Below are 15,219 nucleotides of genomic sequence, written 5' to 3'. Positions count from 1 at the left end.
AATCATCACAGTGCCTGGGCATCAAGGGGTGCATGGCGTGTCGGAATGGATCACCACTTCGTCACCCAACTGCACCGTTTTAAGCAAAGCAGCCATTACAGACTGATTCACATTGATGCAACCACCGGTGATGGCTTGACCCACGCGCGAGTCATCGTTGGTTCCGTGGATCGCAAAGCTGTACCAGCGGAATTGACCGTCGTACGTGTTGAAGCGAAAAGGCTGAGGCGTGGCTGGAACGGGAGCAAGGCTGACGTAACCGATTCCGTACTCACCGGTTTCACCGTCACCCTTGAAATCAATCGCACTCATATTGCGGAAGAGGTTCTCGCGCAGGTAGGCCTCACTCTTTCCAGATAACTTGACGAGATCAGGGTCCATGGCAAAGCGATCAGCGCTGAGAATCGCATTCACCCTGAACGTTCCCAACGGAGTCCAGCCTTCCTCAAAGCGCGTTCCTGCACAGGCGATGCCGTTGCGACCGAAGCCCACCTGGAAGCGCTTCGACTCAACTCCTGTCACCCCTTCACCGGTGCTGGCTGCAGGATCAGCGCCATCGAGCTGAATACGAATCACCTCAGCCGCATCTCCGTCGGCAGATGGAGCGGAACCAGACCCGGCGCAGCTGGTCACAATTCCCGCAAAAGCTGCAAATGTCAGTGCTCGCAGAACGGTGCTGTATTGCAACCTGTTTGCGATCTTCACGGTCTACCTTCAATCACTACAGCAACGCTAGCGAGGATGGAACTACCGGCTCGAATCCAGAACGAATCGACGAATAAAAACATAAATTGACCATGCAAAACACTGAGGCTTATCCCTTACCCCAAGTGTTTCGAACAACTTTGTCAACACGAATGAATCATAATTGTATAGGAATTTGCTGATCACCCAAGCATGGAAGACTCATTGAATTCGTACTGCCATCAGGACAGACCGTATTGGTCCAGACAGCATCTGACAATGTGGCATTTCTAATTTCAGCGCCCCTAAGGTCCACACCATCAAAGATTGTGCCGCTTAAATCAGAATCAGTAAAATCCACATCACGAAAATCAACACCAGTAGCACGTGCATTGCCAAGATCTGCCCCTTTAAAACTTGCCTGATTGAATGCAGATTCAATCAACGTCGACTCTTCAAGGCGCGCATCACAAAAACAAGACCCCTCTCCTTCAACATTGACCATTGACGCCCCTTCGAGAAATGCATTGAAAAACATTGTTGAGAATATCTTGGCTTCTTTAAGAGTTACATCTCTCAGATTTGCATACGTCAGGTTCGCCCCTCTCAAATCGGATTGATTAAACTTTGAATCCCTCAAATCTGCCTTGATCCCATTCAGTCTTCGCATATCGGAGCCAGAAAAATCCACAAACCTAAAACCGCTGTATTGGATACTCGCCGAATAGAGGATCGAGTCTTGAAAAATAGCCGACCAAACATTTTGACTCCGCATTTCAGCATTCGTAAAATCACTTCTTGAAAAATCACCGCGTGCAAGCATGAGTGAATCAAAATCCCAACCGCGGAAGTTTTGATCCTGTGCTGCCGACCAGTCGACAACCCGGCGCCTAAATGGATCAGGCAACAATGGGCGATAGGGTTCATCCCCAAAAATCCCAGATCGCACGACTTGGGAAGGGTCCCAAGAACTGCAAACAGAGTCCGCTTCTAATTCGGACCTCACCTCCATCTCGCGGTCGACTTCAGACGGAGCAGCGAGGCCTGTCAGTGGGTCTGAGATGGACTTCGAGCTGTTGGGTGTAGCTGATTGTGTTTCGTAGCCATCGACCACATCAAGTGGCAGCCTGTAATCATAAATCCAATTGGTAACACCCATGGAGGTCAAACTTTTACATCAAATCAATAGCAAATTTGACTCACTGCCGAAATTCAATGTGGCCAAACGATCACACGCATAGCCAGAATCAAGACGAAGACGATGCCGCAATTTCGTAAACGCCTAAACCCTCACAAAACTGAACCAATAAGCTTCTCTAAACAGCAAGATTTGGATTAAAAAATTTTGCGCACCCATTGCTTTGTTAACTAGACGAGATAGCAGTCCTGGTCTTGAAACTGCTGTCCGAGAAAGGGTCAGCGCAACAGCTTGGATCAGCGTGGCGATTCAACATCATCGCGAGACGCTTCTGGCTCAACCTCAGCACCAAAGCGTGTCGGCTGCTGACGCAGCCAATCCAACGTTCGTCGATCACCATCCGACGGCCTCAGCACCGGCGCAGCACCTTGCACCGGCGCCAAAGCATCGGCGGGAGTATCGCTATGCCCCCAAAGACCAAATGCATGGCCAAGCTCGTGCAAAGCCGTGGCTTGAAGCGACTGCGCACGCAGTTCGGGAGACACCAAAACCGTGACGCGTGGCTCCAATCTCCACACATCCTGGCGACGCACCTCCAGGATTTGAAGCAAAGCACGACCGTTACTAGCTCTCCACTGGCCAGCGACGTCACGCAACGGTGGTCGCCGGCGCTCCACGCGCACATGCGCTTGACGCGGATCCTCGACCCGCGTGATCGGCAGGAGCGTTGACCATGCGCTCAACGCTTGATCGACACTGTTAATCCAGCGCTGCTCCCAGCGATCGGGTTCAAGGCCACTGGAGGGTTCGACCCAGACGCACCACCGGGGCAGGGAAGGAATGCCGAACCGAGATGTGGCCAAACTGGTTCCATATCCAGGTGCCTGAGCAGCTGCCAAGGCATTCAGCGTTTCACCCTCCAGAATCTTGACGTCTTGGGCTGGAGGGCAGACTTCAGCAGGAATCACTGAACGATCTAAACCGCAGGAAGTCCGACACCTCGCGCCATCAGTGTTGCCAACAGGGGCACCAAAGCAAAACCCACCAGCTCCACATTGATGATCCAGCCCAGACGGGTGGCCAGGACTTCACTGACATTGGGAAGTTCACCTTTGCGCAAAGGAATTGCCCAGAGGATGTAAGTGACGGTGGGATAAAGCGAGAGACCACCAACGCTCAGGTAGAGGCCAACCTTCCACCAAAACAAGGGGTTCTGGGTGTAGAACTCACTCCCCTGACCGAAGTAGAGCACCCGGAAGATCCCACTCACCAGCAGGGCCAATGCGGCGATGCCATAGATGATATCGGTGATCACCATGGTGGTGGCTGTCCGTCGATCAGGGTCAGGACGGATTAGTCGGCGCTCAACCACCAGTGCTGCAAAGCAGAGCATGAAGCTCAGGTAATGCACGAAGGCCACGCCAGCACTCTTGGCGATTTCTGGAGTCAGCACAGTGGCCAGTGGCATGGAATCAGTGCGAGAACCGGTGGTGACAGTAGCGACTGCATGGATTGACCGGCGTCAACACGCCAACGAGCAGACGCGCGTGCCTTGAAGAAACCTGAAGCAATTTCGATCACACTCCGAACAAAATCGAAATTCGGAACAAATTCAAAATTACGTCTAAAATGTGAATTCCGCAGTCTTTATTACACGCGCAAAATGAAAAGACATTCGCCCTAGGTTCAAAGAACCCGAGACAACATGTGATGGTGAGCTCCCTGAGTGCATTTCTCGGCGAGATTGGCAGACATCAACTTCTGACACCTGAACAGGAGCTCACCATGGGCCGCAAAGTGCAGGCCATGGTTGCTCTAACAGAACGCTGCCATCTTGCCGGAGGGAGCGGTCCGGCATGTTGCTACAACGATGAAGAGAAACGGACAATTAAGCGTGGAGAAAAAGCCAAGAACCACATGATCACTGCCAATCTCCGGCTCGTGGTCAACTTGGCAAAGCGTTATCAAGGCAAGGGGCTTGACCTTCTTGACCTGATTCAAGAAGGCACGCTGGGATTGACGCGTGCCGTCGAAAAATATGACCCAACTCGTGGACACCGTTTTTCTACTTATGCCTATTGGTGGATTCGCCAGGGGTTGAACCGAGCGCTATCGACACAAAGCCGCACCATTCGTATTCCCGTGAATGTGAATGAAAAGCTCACAAAATTAAGGGCGGCCAAGGCCCGGCTGATGCAGTCCAACGGCCTGTCACCCACAGCCCAGCAATTATCCGAAGCCATGGACCTTCCTCTCAATGAAGTGGAAGATCTTCTGGGTTGCGAGCTGCGCAGCGTGACCGTCAGCCTTCAGGGTGTTGTGAAGTCAAAATCCGATCCTTCTGAATTAGTGGATGTGCTTCCCAGCGACGAAATTCCACCGATGGAGCGTGCGGAAATTGCGGAGCGCACCGCTTCAGCCTGGAAGTTGTTGGACAAATCCAACCTCACCCCCAAAGAACGCACTGTGGTGATGCTGCGTTTTGGTCTCGATGGCAGCCATGAATGGCGCACCCTTGCCGAGGTGGCACGTCACATGAACTGCAGTCGTGAATACTGCCGTCAGGTCGTCCAACGCGCCCTGCGCAAACTGCGCAAAACAGGCGTTCAGCACGGTCTTGTGGAGATGAACGTCTGATCGGCAACCCGACCACGCTCCTGTCGGATTGCTTACCCATACAATCCAGCAAAGGCGGGAGAATGGCGATGTCCGTTCCCTGCAGTCGTCACCATGGCCTTTGGCTCGAGTTCTGGCACGCCTGACTTCACGGCGGAGGCCATTGATGCTGAAGTGATTGATAGCGAGGTCATCGATGAGCCGGCGTTCAAACGACTGCTGCTGCAGGCCGGTCGATCGATTGCACGACCGGCCTTAGAAGCCATGGAGATGTTGCTGGATCCCAACACTCCGGCTCAGGCACGCCTGACCCTCCTTGCTGCACTCACATACCTGCTGCTTCCAACAGATCTGGTGCCCGATTTTCTGCCTGTGGCTGGCTTCAGCGATGATCTCGTGGCGATCACGGCCGTTTTGGGTCTGTGCCGAAATCACATCACTCCCGAAATCCGTCAACGAGCGCAACGCAAACTGGATCAATGGTTCTCGATCGCTCATCCATGACTGTCTGGTCTTCCAAGCTTGAGGACGACCTAGCTTCCCTGCTGAAAGATTGGCTCAAACATCAGGGACGAACCCAGTCGGACCTAAGGCGCAGCCTGCGGGCCACCTCCACACGCATGCCAGCCCTGATGGAAGTGCTGGAAAGAGATCACAGACTCGGTGGCATGCCACGCGTGGCAGCTCGTCTGTGCGCCATTGAAGCGGAATGGGCCAGCAGTGACGGCGAGGGGACTGCCGCTTCAGCAACACGCAAGATGGCCAACCTCGACCCAGACCCCTTCGGCCAGCTGGACCTTCTCTTGCAGGAAATTCGAGACGACTGCGCCAGCTGATGACAATCCCAGGCAACATGGTGAAAACCATTGTTTTGACATGGCTCCGTTGATGCAACGACTGCTTGGCATCAGCCTGCTCGCAACAGGCTGCGCAGTCTTTTCCCAGGGAGCCCTGGCTTCCTCTGAAGTGTGGCTACTGGGTCCCAACAGCAAAACCGGCGCTGAAAGCACCGTCGTGCCCACCAACTGCGTGGAAGCTGCGGATGGTTCCGTCACCTGCGACACCAAGATCGTGAATCCTCCCGGTGATACTCCGGCCAAGCCTTACTACGACCCCTTTAACAACTGATCGACGTGGCTCACCAGCGCCCTAAGCGTCGCAGCTTTCTGCAGTGGGTGGATGCCGGCGAAAAGCAGGTTGCCATCCTTCTCACCGTGATCACAGCCGTGGTGATCGCCGCGGCCATCGTGCAACTCACCATCCGCGTCGCTCTAGCCCTGATCACAACGGAACAGGATGCCTATTGGCTGGGTGATGGCTTGATCAGGATCCTCGGTGATTTACTCACCGTGCTGATTGCGCTGGAAGTTCTGCAGAACATCACCAGCTATCTGCGTCGCCATGTCGTGCAGATCGAGTTGGTGCTGGTCACAGCCCTAACTGCTGTGGCCCGAAAGGTGATTGTTCTGCCTGCATCCTCTGATGACAAGCCGCAATTGCTGGTCGGCCTTGGCCTGTCCGCCATTGCACTGGCAGGCGCGTACTGGCTCGTCAAACGAGCGATGCAACCGGAGGGACGTCTGAACCATCCTTCCAGTAGAGAGCCAGCCAGATCGTTCCAGGATCCGGATCGGTCCTCTCAACACGATGACGACGACCGGATGGCAACGTCAGCTGATCCCCGACACTGAGATCCACCCAAGCGTCAGGATCCGTCAGGCGCAAACGGGCACTGCCTTTGAGAATCGTGAGCCATTCATGCTCCTCCTGCTCATACCAAAAACCTTCAGGGCTGCTGGCTCCATTGGAGTGAATCCGCACCAAACGCCAGCCTTGGCCTGAACACAGCAGCTGCTCAACCTCCTCACCCGCCAGCGCCGCTGTTGATCTCAACAGGTTGTTGGAATCCGTGGGACCGGAGGGTTGTTCTCCCCAGCGGCGACCAATGCTGTAGCCCCACTCCGCAGCGAGTGTCACCACCGCATTGTGATCAGAGCAGGCCGCCAGCAACCGACGCCGCTCGTCGTCCGTCTCAAGGCTGCTCACCAAAGCATTGAGTTGTTCAACTTTGTGCAGAAAGCGGTTTAGATCGTCCTCCGCCATCAAGCCTTTCCTCGGAGTGGAGCCAATCCTGCCAAGCCAGTGCCGCGATCCAAGCCAGTGCCGACTTCCGAAACAGCTCTCACCGAGCTGCCGCCAGGCACACTGAACACAACAACAGAGGTGGATGCATGCTCTCGTTGATCATGTCGGTGATGCTGGCGTTGGCACTGCTTTGGCCTACTGAGACCCTTGCGCTTCCCCCATCAGGTGCAGACCTCTTCGATCTCCACTGTGCGGGGTGCCACCCCAATGGCGGAAACATTATCCGTCGGGGAAAGACGTTGAAACTGAAGGCCCTGGAGAAACAAGGCATCAACAATGCGGAGGCAATCGCTGCGATCGCCCGCGCAGGCATCGGTCAAATGAGCGGTTATGCCGAGGCTCTCGGTGAAGGCAATGAAGTCATCGTCGCCGATTGGATCTGGGAACAAGCTCAAAATGCCTGGATCCAGGGATAAACGTCTAATTGGGTCCAGATTCCTTCTCGCCAATACACATCGGCCTCTAACAACGCACGGACGCTGGAGAGGGAGTCTGACTCAAACACTCCAAACACATGGGTGCTTCCTTCCGTGGGTCCCAGTGTGATCAGAGTTCCGCTTTCTTTGAGCTGGTTCAGACGATTGAGATGCTCATCTCGAAAGGGCTCTCTTTTTTGAAGAGCATTTTCGCAATAGGTTCCCCAGAGCACAAAGCGAGCCATAGTTTCGTCGTCAAGTGGCACTTAAGCGCCTAAAAGAATGGCACATGGTGCATACCAACAGCTATGTTCATAAAGTTGATGTTTTTAAAAAATCATGCTCACAGGCAGCGATCTGCTGAACAAGGTCAAGGAACTTGGTGATGTCAGCAAGTCCGATCTCGTCCGTGCCTGTGGCTATGTCTCTGACAAGAAGAATGGTGGTGAGCGTCTCAACTTCACAGCGTTCTACGAAGCTCTGCTTGAAGCCAAGGGAGTCAATCTCGGTCCAACTGGTACCAGCGTTATCGGCAAAGGTGGTCGCAAACTCTCCTACGTCGCGACAGTTCAAGGCAACGGCAATCTCTTGATTGGTAAGGCCTACACCGCCATGTTGGATCTCCAACCCGGTGATGAGTTTGAGATCAAATTGGGGCGCAAGCAAATTCGCTTGGTTCCTGTTGGCGGCGCGGACGAAGACGACGAATGATCCTCAGCCGGCAGCAGCGCGAAGCTCTTGGCAAAACTCACCCGCCTCTGCCGCTGCGCAACCTGGTTGTGCAGCGGCAATGCGTTTCACCAGCGCACTGCCGACAATGGCGCCATCAGCGCCCCACTCGCGCACTTGTCGCACCTGGTCGGGTCCGGAAATCCCAAAACCAACAGCCACCGGTCCACTATCACAGCCCTTCAGGGATCCAACCAGCTGTCCCACACGATCTTGCATGGATGCCCGTTCACCTGTGACACCCGTGACGCTCACCAAATAAGTGAAACCGCGACTGGAGGTAGCGATGCGCTGCATCCGCTGCTCCGGCGTTGTGGGGGCAACCAGAAGCACCAGATCCAGGCCTTGTTCTGATGCCAAGGGAGACAGACGTTCCGCTTCCTCGAGAGGAAGATCCGGCACCACCAAACCGGCAACACCGGCGGCTGCCGCTTCAGAGAAAAACCGTTCCGGGCCGCGATTGAGCAAGGGATTGCTGTATGTGAACAGCACCACAGGCATCGTGAGCCTGTCGCGCAATCCCTGCAGCATCTCAAGCACCCTCACAGGTGTTGTCTTCTGCTCGAGTGCACGGTGCGCCGCGGCCTGGATCACCGGTCCATCGGCCAATGGGTCGCTGTAGGGGATACCCAGTTCAACAACATCAGCACCATGGGCCTGAAGACTGAGCAGCACATCAGCCGTGCTCTGCAGATCAGGGTCACCGGCCATCACGAATGGCATCAGCGCCAGTCGCTGCTCACGGGCAGTCTTCACGAAGACCTCGGCAATGCGTGAGGGCTGAACGGTCACAGACTCAGGTTGGACGATGCAGGCGAGCCTAGGTGGCGGCTGAGTTCACTCCGCCGCAGATTCAGTTGGATCCGCAGAAATCGAAGCCATCAGAGCCTCCTGTTCCTCTGGGCTCAAGGCATCAAAGCGCTCCTGCAGCTGTTGCGCCGTGAGTTGGTCGTACTCACTGCGATAACGCCGTCGCTGCTGCATGTAAGTCATGCGACCGGTCACCACACGGAACAGATAGGAACTGGTCCAAACAACGATCACAACAACCAGCAGAGCTTCGGCTGCAATCCCAGCCGAAAATCCCTCCAGACCCAAAGCTTCAAACAGCCAGTATCCAAGTCCTCCGGCAGCGAGCAGGCCCAGTCCAAGTTTCAGAACTCCAGCACGCGTCAACGATCAGACCTCACCCTGACCGCTAAGGCGGAAATTCAGGAAGGGGGCGAAGAGAATCATCCCCGGGAAAAACAGAAACACCAATCCATAGATGCCCAGGCGCTCAACTTTGCCCATGACGGTCCAGCGTTTGTTCATCCAGAGGAGAAGAAACAAAGGCACCACCACCAGATAAGCAGCGCCGAGAGCTGCGTAGGCAGCAATCACAAGAAGGGTGTCCAGGGAAACCGCGTTCAGAAGAGTCTCCATGGTCACTACAGAAGGCTGTTCGTGGAGGAATCTAGGATGCCGGTACGGGGCCGGTGTGCACCGGGGGGCGTGGCGGAATCGGTAGACGCACGCGACTTAAAATCGCTTGGGATGGAAGTCCTGTGGGGGTTCAAGTCCCCCCGCCCCCACCACCGCCTGCGTTGGGAGCAGAACCTTGGTGGGCAATCTTCGACACCCTCAGTAGTTTCTGAGCATCAGGGTGTCCTGTCGATGTCGACTTCTGCGATTTCCAACGCAACGATCGGAGAGACACCGGCTGAAGGTCTGCGTTGCCGTGAACGGGATGAAGGGCATCAGCCATGGGATCGATGGGGAACCTATTTGAGTGACCGGCAATGGGGCACGGTCCGTGAGGACTATTCCGCCGATGGCAATGCCTGGAATGCCTTCCCCTTCGACCACAGCCACCTGCGCAGTTACCGCTGGGGAGAGGACGGTCTTCTCGGACTCACCGATGAACACTGCCTGCTCTGTTTCGCGCCAGTGCTCTGGAATGGCCAGGACCCGATTCTGAAGGAACGCCTGTTCGGACTGGGCAATCCCGAAGGCAACCACGGGGAAGACATCAAGGACACGATGTATCACCTAGCCGGAACACCAACCGGCAGTTACTCCAAAGCGCTGTATCGCTACCCACAGCAGAGTTTTCCTTATCAACAGCTGCGCGATGAAAACCGCCGCCGCAGTCGCGAGGAGAAGGAATATGAGTTGGTCGACACAGGCATCTTCTCCAGCAATCACTTTTTCGATGTCGAAGTTGAGTACGCCAAAGCTTCACCCGAGGATGTACTGATCCGGCTCACCATCACCAACCAGGGTCCGGATCAAGCGCCCCTGCACCTCCTACCGTCGCTGTGGTTCCGCAACACCTGGAGCTGGGGAGATCGTGACCATGGCCGACCCCACCTTCGGCTTCAGGGCAATCGCCTCGTCAGCGATGCCACCGAAGGATTGGCCTCTTACAACCTGAGCTGCAGTGAACAGGGCCATTGGTTGTTCACGGAAAACGAAACCAACACGGACCGTCTGTATGGACAAGCGCTTCAACAGCCCTACGTGAAAGATGCCTTTCACCGCTACCTGATTGAGGACGACCACCACGCAATCAATCCGGCACAGACAGGAAGCAAAGCAGCGCTACACCTCCAACGCACACTCGATCCTGGGGAAATCTGGAGCGTGGATCTGCGCTTAAGCAGGCACGACCACCAGGGAAACAAGGCCCCTGAACCGACCGAAACCACCGCCTTCAATGGCTTAATTGAGCAACGCCGGAAGGAGTGGCAGGCCTATCTCCAGTGGGTGGCCCCTGGACTTAACGAGGAAGATCGCGCGATCCATGCCTCGGCCGCTGCGGGTTTGTTCTGGTGCCGCAAGTACTACGACTGGTACGTGGCCCGATGGCTGCGCGGAGACAGCAATGCTCCGAGACCGCCGGAAGAACGCTGGCACACCGAAAACGCCTATTGGCGAAATCTGCGGGCCCGAGACATCATCTCGATGCCCGACTGTTGGGAGTACCCCTACTTCTGCCAGTGGGACCTGATGTTCCATGCGGTGGCCTTCGCCGAAATCGATCCGGGTGAGGCGAAACGGCAGTCACGCATGCTTCGCCAAGCCTCATATACCGCCAATAACGGTCAATCCCCTGCCTATGAGTGGGCACTCTCAGACGCCAACCCACCGATCGGCGCTTGGGCGGCACTGCGCATCTTCCAAATAGCGAAACGCCGTGACGGCGTCAACGACTACCCCTTCCTGCGCGCCAGCCTGCGGGAGCTCTTGCTGGAGTACGGATGGTGGGCCAACCGGACCGATCGCAACGGCGACAGCTTGTTCGAGGGAGGCTTCCTCGGACTCGACAACATCGCCATTTTCGATCGGCGCTACCCGCTCAAAGACGGCAGCCGAATTGAACAATCCGATGGCACTGCCTGGATGGGAATGCTCAGCCTCAACATGCTGGAGGCTTGTGTTCTGCTCTCAGAAGACCGGGCGGAATACAAGAGTTTGTGTGACCGCTTCGTGGCGGACTTCAGCCGGCTTACCTACGCCTTAAACAGCCCCAGTGGCAGGGGATATGTGAACTGGGATGAGCAGGACGGCTTCTATTACGACGTGCTCAAGCGACCCGACGGCAGCACCGACTACCTGCGCACCCGTTCACTCAGCGGCCTCATTCCGTTGCTTGCGATCGCGACGTTTGACCAGCAGACGGTGGACTCGATTCCCTCCCTGGACGTCAGCAAATACCTGAGAGATCTGGGTCGCGAACGCGGAGCCGAATTTGATTCGATTGCCCATCTGGGATCCTGGCACCATGGCCGGGTTCTGTTTTCGATCGTTCCGCCGCAACGGCTCCGACGCATTCTCACCAGGGTGTTCGACGAAGATGAATTCCTCTCTCCGTACGGCATCCGCAGCCTGTCCAAGGTCTACGAAAAAACCCCTTACAGCTACCAACAGGGCGACGACTACGCCACGATCAGCTACAGCCCTGCTGATAGCCCTGTCGCCATGTTTGGAGGCAATTCCAACTGGCGCGGCCCCGTTTGGATGCCAATCAACTACCTGCTCATCGAAGCCCTGCAGAAATTCGGCCATCACTTTGGTGACGATTTCAAAATGGAATTCCCAACTGGATCGGGGCGGCACCTCAATCTGTGGGAGATCTCGCTTGAACTGGAAGAGCGTTTAGTCGGCATCTTCCGTCGGGATGGCGACGGACGCAGAGCTTTTAATGGTGAGGTGGAGTTGTTTCAAAAGGATCCAGAGTGGCGTGATCTCTTTCTATTTAATGAATATTTTCATGGCTGTAGCGGTGCAGGGGTTGGAGCAAGTCACCAGACGGGATGGACCGGAGTGGTGGTCAAAATGATCACGCAACTCCAACGTTGGCGCTGACGTCATGAAGTGATCTCCCTAACGTTCAGCAGAACTCCTGGGCACGTCGTTATGGATCACGCCACCCATGCCGCTCGTCGCCAAACATCCATCGAACCGCAAAGTGATCACTACAACGTGGTGATCATTGGCAGTGGCGCGGGTGGAGGCTCTCTCGCCAGAGCTCTAGCGGATTCCGGTCACTCAATCTTGATCCTGGAACGTGGTGGTTGGTTGCCCAGGGAACCTCAGAACTGGGACCCAGTTGAGGTGTTTCAGAACGATCGCTACGTCTCAGAGGACCCGTGGCAAGACAAACACGGAAAGACGTTTCAACCAGGCAGTCATTACTTCGTGGGCGGTGCCTCAAAGATGTATGGAGCTGCTCACTTCAGGCTGCGCGAGAGGGATTTCGAATCGGTGATGCATGTCGACGGTGAATCACCGGAATGGCCTCTGAAATACGACGTGTTCGAGCCTTACTACCGCAAAGCCGAAGAGTGGTACCACGTGCATGGCCTTCGCGGCGAAGACCCCACCGAACCACCGGCATCCTCTGACTACCCCTATGCGCCGATCAAGCATGAACCGCGCATGCAGAAATTGGTTGATGACCTGCGATCAGCAGGCCTTCATCCCTTTCACGCACCAACGGGAGTCGCCCTCAACGAAGCCAATCCCGCCTTCAGTGCATGTGTGCGCTGCAACCGCTGCGATGGATTTCCCTGTCTAGTGCAGGCCAAGGGTGATGCCGAGGTGATGGGTGTTCGCCCGGCACTGGATCATGACAATGTCTTCTTGCTCACAGATGCTGAGGTGCTTCGACTGAACACCAATGAGAGTGGGCGAGAAGTCACGGACGTGGTGGTGAACCACCAGGGGCAGGAACGTCGCTTCAAAGGAGACATTGTGGTGGTCTCTGCTGGAGCTGCCAATTCAGCACGTCTGCTGCTGATGTCAGCGAACGACGCCCATCCCCGAGGACTTGCCAACAGCTCCGATCAAGTGGGCAGAAATTACATGTACCACAACTGCAAGGCCTTGGTGGCACTGGCCCATGAGCCCAACACGACGGTGTTCCAAAAAACAGTTGCTCTGCATGACTGGTATTTCGGAGACAACGACTTCGATTTCCCGATGGGAAATGTGCAGATGACGGGTAAAACCAATGGAGCGATGATGAAAGGCTACAAACCGCGACTCACCGCTCTGGCCCCCACCTGGAGCATGGACAAGATCGCTGAACACTCGCTGGATTTTTGGTTGCAAACTGAGGATCTTCCGCTGGCAAACAATCGAGTCACCATCAATTCCCAAGGACAGATCAAACTCGACTACACACCGACCAACACCAGGTCATCCAACGAGCTGGTCAACCGACTTGAGGGGCTGCTCGACAAGCTTTACCTCAAGAATCACCTGGCCGAGCGTCAGGTGTATTTCGCCTCCTCGATGGACATTGCAGCAGTCGGCCATCAGTCAGGCACATGTCGCTTCGGCACGGATCCGAGTACCTCGGTGTTGGACCTCAACTGCCGCACCCACGATGTGGAGAATCTCTATGTGGTCGACACCAGTTTCTTCCCCAGCAGCTCAGCGGTGAATCCGTCGCTCACTGCCATTGCTAACGCCATCCGAGTGGCGGAACACCTCAAAGAGCGACTGAGCTGATCACCCCAACAAGACCTGAAGGCGTGGAACCACCAGCATCAAATCGACGCTGAAGGGTCCTCCGCCCGCGGTGATCAGCACAAAGCACATCACGACATACATTGCAGCTTTCTCCCAGCTCGGAGGTTCACCAACACCCATCGGTCCGGCGTAATCACCTTCTGGGATTTGAAATGGGTCAGGTGCAATAAACGGGAAGCCACTGGTAATTTCCAAAACCACGGCGTACAGCATCGAAACAGCAATAGCGACTGCTGCTAAGGGCGTCAGGAGCCCCGCAATCAGAGCAATCCCACCGGCCCACATGGAGAAGGCTGAGAGAAAACAAAGCCATGCCGGAGTCTTCATGGCCGTGGCCCAGGTGTTCAGGTTGCTGAGCTTGGGCCAACCGTGGCGGATGAACACCAGACCGGTGAACAGCCGCAGCACCAACAAACCAGCACCAGCAAGGCCTTTCGGCGCCGCAGGGACAATCAGAGAAACAAGATCCACTTGACGTCGACCATTTTACGAACGTTAGTGAGTTCGAGTCGGAAAAACTGAAGGATTCGCTTAAGAAGAAATCCACAGTCGGTGACCATCTGGGTCATTCAACTGGCGACCGGGTCCAGCCTCAGGGTCCTTGATCAGAATCTGCGCATACAAAGCATCCTGCGGCCGCAGCGCAGCCGCTGTGGGTTGCAACGGAGTGGGACTGAGATATCTCAAGAACTCAATTCCGCACGGCGTAGAACCACTTAATCCATGAATGGACACTTTGGGGTTGGTGACGCCATCAAGGCGTTCCTGTTCAACACCTTGATTAAGGGTGGCGTAGCGCAGTTGGAGGCCAAGCTCCACGCCGTAAAACATCAAACTTTGGTCGCTATCGCTGATCGCGATAGCCGTATGGTCGAGTCCCTGAAACAAAAGGGCGTCCTCCTCATGCCAACGCGGGTGCCCGAGCCCAGGAGGAAACCAGAGCAGCTCCATAGCATGACCAGCGGCATTGCGGAACTTCCATGCCCCCACTCCGTTGGGCAACCACTGCGGCGCTTCCGAGATCGGAGTCACGACAGGCATCAGCTGTTCTGCCGCACGCTGCAAATCACTCACCACAATCGCGACATGCTGGAACCAGAGACTGTTCGCAACCCCTGGGTGTCGCTGTTGGACGGGATCAACACCTTCGAAGGAGACATAGTCAAGGCACTCATCACCCAGTCGGTAGTGATGAATGGTGGCCTGTCCCTGGGTCAAGCCAAAGCGGCGTTGAAGGTCGTCCCCTTGCAGCAGAGCCTGTCCGTGATCCTCAACGCCGAGAAGCGCAAGGAGAGGATCGAGAGACCCGGCGATAGGGAGAGAAAAAGCCACTCCCTGAACGGAAGGAGATTGGCACTGAACATCGACCACGAATGCGTCATCCCCGCTGACGTTGTCTTAGCGCCGTTTACGCACGAAACACTGCCGAGATCAGTGAAACCGGCTAATGAATGTTTGTTTGTTTCTGAC

Annotated in this window: 19 protein-coding genes, 1 tRNA gene and 1 pseudogene; 10 read left to right on the top strand and 11 right to left on the bottom strand. The window is 55.5% G+C overall.

The window, feature by feature from the left end; genetic code table 11:
- Positions 1–21: 21 nt before the first annotated feature.
- The 4 genes from SynA1560_RS05650 to SynA1560_RS05635 all read right to left on the bottom strand — a co-directional run bounded on the left by SynA1560_RS05650 (position 22) and on the right by SynA1560_RS05635 (position 3,290).
- Positions 22–636, bottom strand: coding sequence for a L,D-transpeptidase (locus SynA1560_RS05650; protein WP_370523213.1), 615 nt, complete (start codon positions 634–636; stop codon positions 22–24).
- Positions 637–862: 226 nt separating this feature from the next.
- Positions 863–1,843 carry a pentapeptide repeat-containing protein gene (locus tag SynA1560_RS05645; RefSeq protein WP_186501368.1) on the bottom strand — a complete coding sequence of 327 codons (981 nt, stop codon included), beginning with the start codon at positions 1,841–1,843 and terminating at the stop codon, positions 863–865.
- Between the two features lie 275 nt (positions 1,844–2,118).
- Positions 2,119–2,721, bottom strand: a complete 603-nt coding sequence (locus SynA1560_RS05640) for a peptidase (protein ID WP_370523189.1) — start codon at positions 2,719–2,721, stop codon at positions 2,119–2,121.
- Between the two features lie 77 nt (positions 2,722–2,798).
- Entirely contained in the window at positions 2,799–3,290 is a 492-nt protein-coding gene (locus tag SynA1560_RS05635; protein ID WP_186501367.1) for a DUF2214 family protein, read from the bottom strand.
- Positions 3,291–3,532: 242 nt separating this feature from the next.
- Here SynA1560_RS05635 and SynA1560_RS05630 point away from each other — a divergent pair, with 242 nt between their 5' ends.
- The 5 genes from SynA1560_RS05630 (at position 3,533) to SynA1560_RS05610 (ending at position 6,129) form a co-directional block, all read left to right on the top strand.
- On the top strand, positions 3,533–4,459 hold the full coding sequence (locus SynA1560_RS05630) for a sigma-70 family RNA polymerase sigma factor (RefSeq protein WP_186501366.1): 927 nt from the start codon (positions 3,533–3,535) through the stop codon (positions 4,457–4,459).
- 93 nt (positions 4,460–4,552) lie between these two features.
- The gene (locus SynA1560_RS05625) at positions 4,553–4,942 is read left to right on the top strand and encodes a YkvA family protein (protein ID WP_186501365.1); all 390 of its coding nucleotides are present in this window, start codon (positions 4,553–4,555) and stop codon (positions 4,940–4,942) included.
- Positions 4,939–5,274 carry a hypothetical protein gene (locus SynA1560_RS05620; protein WP_186501364.1) on the top strand — a complete coding sequence of 112 codons (336 nt, stop codon included), beginning with the start codon at positions 4,939–4,941 and terminating at the stop codon, positions 5,272–5,274. Before SynA1560_RS05625 ends, SynA1560_RS05620 begins: the two co-directional genes overlap by 4 nt.
- Positions 5,275–5,326: 52 nt before the next feature.
- Positions 5,327–5,566 carry a hypothetical protein gene (locus tag SynA1560_RS05615; protein ID WP_255477084.1) on the top strand — a complete coding sequence of 80 codons (240 nt, stop codon included), beginning with the start codon at positions 5,327–5,329 and terminating at the stop codon, positions 5,564–5,566.
- A 5-nt stretch (positions 5,567–5,571) separates the two neighbouring features.
- Positions 5,572–6,129 (top strand): phosphate-starvation-inducible PsiE family protein, encoded by a 558-nt coding sequence (locus SynA1560_RS05610; protein ID WP_255477083.1) that lies wholly within the window; start codon positions 5,572–5,574, stop codon positions 6,127–6,129.
- Here the strand turns inward: SynA1560_RS05610 and SynA1560_RS05605 are convergent.
- Positions 6,092–6,541: pseudogene (locus SynA1560_RS05605) on the bottom strand (Nif11 domain/cupin domain-containing protein); the annotation flags it as partial. The gene SynA1560_RS05610 and the pseudogene SynA1560_RS05605 sit on opposite strands and share 38 nt — an antisense overlap.
- Positions 6,542–6,669: 128 nt before the next feature.
- Here SynA1560_RS05605 and SynA1560_RS05600 point away from each other — a divergent pair.
- Positions 6,670–6,999 (top strand): c-type cytochrome, encoded by a 330-nt coding sequence (locus SynA1560_RS05600; RefSeq protein ID WP_186501362.1) that lies wholly within the window; start codon positions 6,670–6,672, stop codon positions 6,997–6,999.
- Here SynA1560_RS05600 and SynA1560_RS05595 read toward each other — a convergent pair.
- Positions 6,975–7,244, bottom strand: a complete 270-nt coding sequence (locus SynA1560_RS05595; RefSeq protein WP_186470640.1) for a YciI family protein — start codon at positions 7,242–7,244, stop codon at positions 6,975–6,977. The two genes, SynA1560_RS05600 and SynA1560_RS05595, sit on opposite strands and share 25 nt — an antisense overlap.
- Positions 7,245–7,338: 94 nt before the next feature.
- Here SynA1560_RS05595 and SynA1560_RS05590 point away from each other — a divergent pair, with 94 nt between their 5' ends.
- A complete protein-coding gene (locus SynA1560_RS05590; RefSeq protein ID WP_186470639.1) occupies positions 7,339–7,710 on the top strand; it encodes an AbrB family transcriptional regulator in 372 nt (123 codons plus the stop codon).
- Positions 7,711–7,713: 3 nt separating this feature from the next.
- Here SynA1560_RS05590 and trpA read toward each other — a convergent pair whose 3' ends face one another.
- The 3 genes from trpA to ndhL are packed head-to-tail and all read right to left on the bottom strand — an operon-like array spanning position 7,714 to position 9,153.
- Positions 7,714–8,520, bottom strand: a complete 807-nt coding sequence (trpA, locus tag SynA1560_RS05585) for a tryptophan synthase subunit alpha (RefSeq protein ID WP_186470638.1) — start codon at positions 8,518–8,520, stop codon at positions 7,714–7,716.
- Between the two features lie 45 nt (positions 8,521–8,565).
- The gene (locus SynA1560_RS05580; protein ID WP_186501361.1) at positions 8,566–8,904 is read right to left on the bottom strand and encodes a DUF3007 family protein; all 339 of its coding nucleotides are present in this window, start codon (positions 8,902–8,904) and stop codon (positions 8,566–8,568) included.
- A gap of 3 nt (positions 8,905–8,907) precedes the next feature.
- Positions 8,908–9,153: an NAD(P)H-quinone oxidoreductase subunit L gene (ndhL, locus tag SynA1560_RS05575; RefSeq protein ID WP_186470636.1), complete on the bottom strand. Its 246-nt coding sequence runs from the start codon at positions 9,151–9,153 to the stop codon at positions 8,908–8,910.
- A 63-nt stretch (positions 9,154–9,216) separates the two neighbouring features.
- Between ndhL and SynA1560_RS05570 the strand changes: the two genes are divergently transcribed.
- The 3 genes from SynA1560_RS05570 to SynA1560_RS05560 all read left to right on the top strand — a co-directional run bounded on the left by SynA1560_RS05570 (position 9,217) and on the right by SynA1560_RS05560 (position 13,728).
- A tRNA-Leu gene (locus tag SynA1560_RS05570) sits at positions 9,217–9,305 on the top strand.
- Between the two features lie 79 nt (positions 9,306–9,384).
- A complete protein-coding gene (locus tag SynA1560_RS05565) occupies positions 9,385–12,078 on the top strand; it encodes a glucosidase (protein WP_186501360.1) in 2,694 nt (897 codons plus the stop codon).
- A gap of 51 nt (positions 12,079–12,129) precedes the next feature.
- Entirely contained in the window at positions 12,130–13,728 is a 1,599-nt protein-coding gene (locus tag SynA1560_RS05560) for a GMC oxidoreductase (RefSeq protein ID WP_186501359.1), read from the top strand.
- Here the strand turns inward: SynA1560_RS05560 and SynA1560_RS05555 are convergent, their stop codons facing one another.
- Both SynA1560_RS05555 and SynA1560_RS05550 read right to left on the bottom strand, forming a co-directional pair.
- Entirely contained in the window at positions 13,729–14,220 is a 492-nt protein-coding gene (locus SynA1560_RS05555; RefSeq protein ID WP_186501358.1) for a DoxX family protein, read from the bottom strand.
- Between the two features lie 60 nt (positions 14,221–14,280).
- Complete coding sequence (locus tag SynA1560_RS05550) at positions 14,281–15,081, bottom strand: VOC family protein (RefSeq protein ID WP_255477082.1); 801 nt, start codon at positions 15,079–15,081, stop codon at positions 14,281–14,283.
- Positions 15,082–15,219 lie beyond the last annotated feature (138 nt).

It is taken from the genome of Synechococcus sp. A15-60 (assembly GCF_014280095.1).
GTDB lineage: Bacteria > Cyanobacteriota > Cyanobacteriia > PCC-6307 > Cyanobiaceae > Synechococcus_C.
This window is presented reverse-complemented; position numbering and strand designations above follow the sequence as displayed.

Excerpts from the sequence above, each read along its gene's own strand:
- SynA1560_RS05615 (WP_255477084.1), top strand. The coding sequence starts at position 5,327 with ATGCAACGACTGCTTGGCATCAGCCTGCTCGCAACAGGCTGCGCAGTC.
- SynA1560_RS05645 (WP_186501368.1), bottom strand. The coding sequence starts at position 1,843 with ATGGGTGTTACCAATTGGATTTATGATTACAGGCTGCCACTTGATGTG.
- SynA1560_RS05635 (WP_186501367.1), bottom strand. The coding sequence starts at position 3,290 with ATGCCACTGGCCACTGTGCTGACTCCAGAAATCGCCAAGAGTGCTGGC.
- SynA1560_RS05590 (WP_186470639.1), top strand. The coding sequence starts at position 7,339 with ATGCTCACAGGCAGCGATCTGCTGAACAAGGTCAAGGAACTTGGTGAT.
- SynA1560_RS05595 (WP_186470640.1), bottom strand. The coding sequence starts at position 7,244 with ATGGCTCGCTTTGTGCTCTGGGGAACCTATTGCGAAAATGCTCTTCAA.
- SynA1560_RS05630 (WP_186501366.1), top strand. The coding sequence starts at position 3,533 with ATGGTGAGCTCCCTGAGTGCATTTCTCGGCGAGATTGGCAGACATCAA.
- SynA1560_RS05565 (WP_186501360.1), top strand. The coding sequence starts at position 9,385 with ATGTCGACTTCTGCGATTTCCAACGCAACGATCGGAGAGACACCGGCT.
- SynA1560_RS05625 (WP_186501365.1), top strand. The coding sequence starts at position 4,553 with ATGGCCTTTGGCTCGAGTTCTGGCACGCCTGACTTCACGGCGGAGGCC.
- SynA1560_RS05560 (WP_186501359.1), top strand. The coding sequence starts at position 12,130 with ATGGATCACGCCACCCATGCCGCTCGTCGCCAAACATCCATCGAACCG.
- SynA1560_RS05600 (WP_186501362.1), top strand. The coding sequence starts at position 6,670 with ATGCTCTCGTTGATCATGTCGGTGATGCTGGCGTTGGCACTGCTTTGG.
- SynA1560_RS05620 (WP_186501364.1), top strand. The coding sequence starts at position 4,939 with ATGACTGTCTGGTCTTCCAAGCTTGAGGACGACCTAGCTTCCCTGCTG.
- ndhL (WP_186470636.1), bottom strand. The coding sequence starts at position 9,153 with ATGGAGACTCTTCTGAACGCGGTTTCCCTGGACACCCTTCTTGTGATT.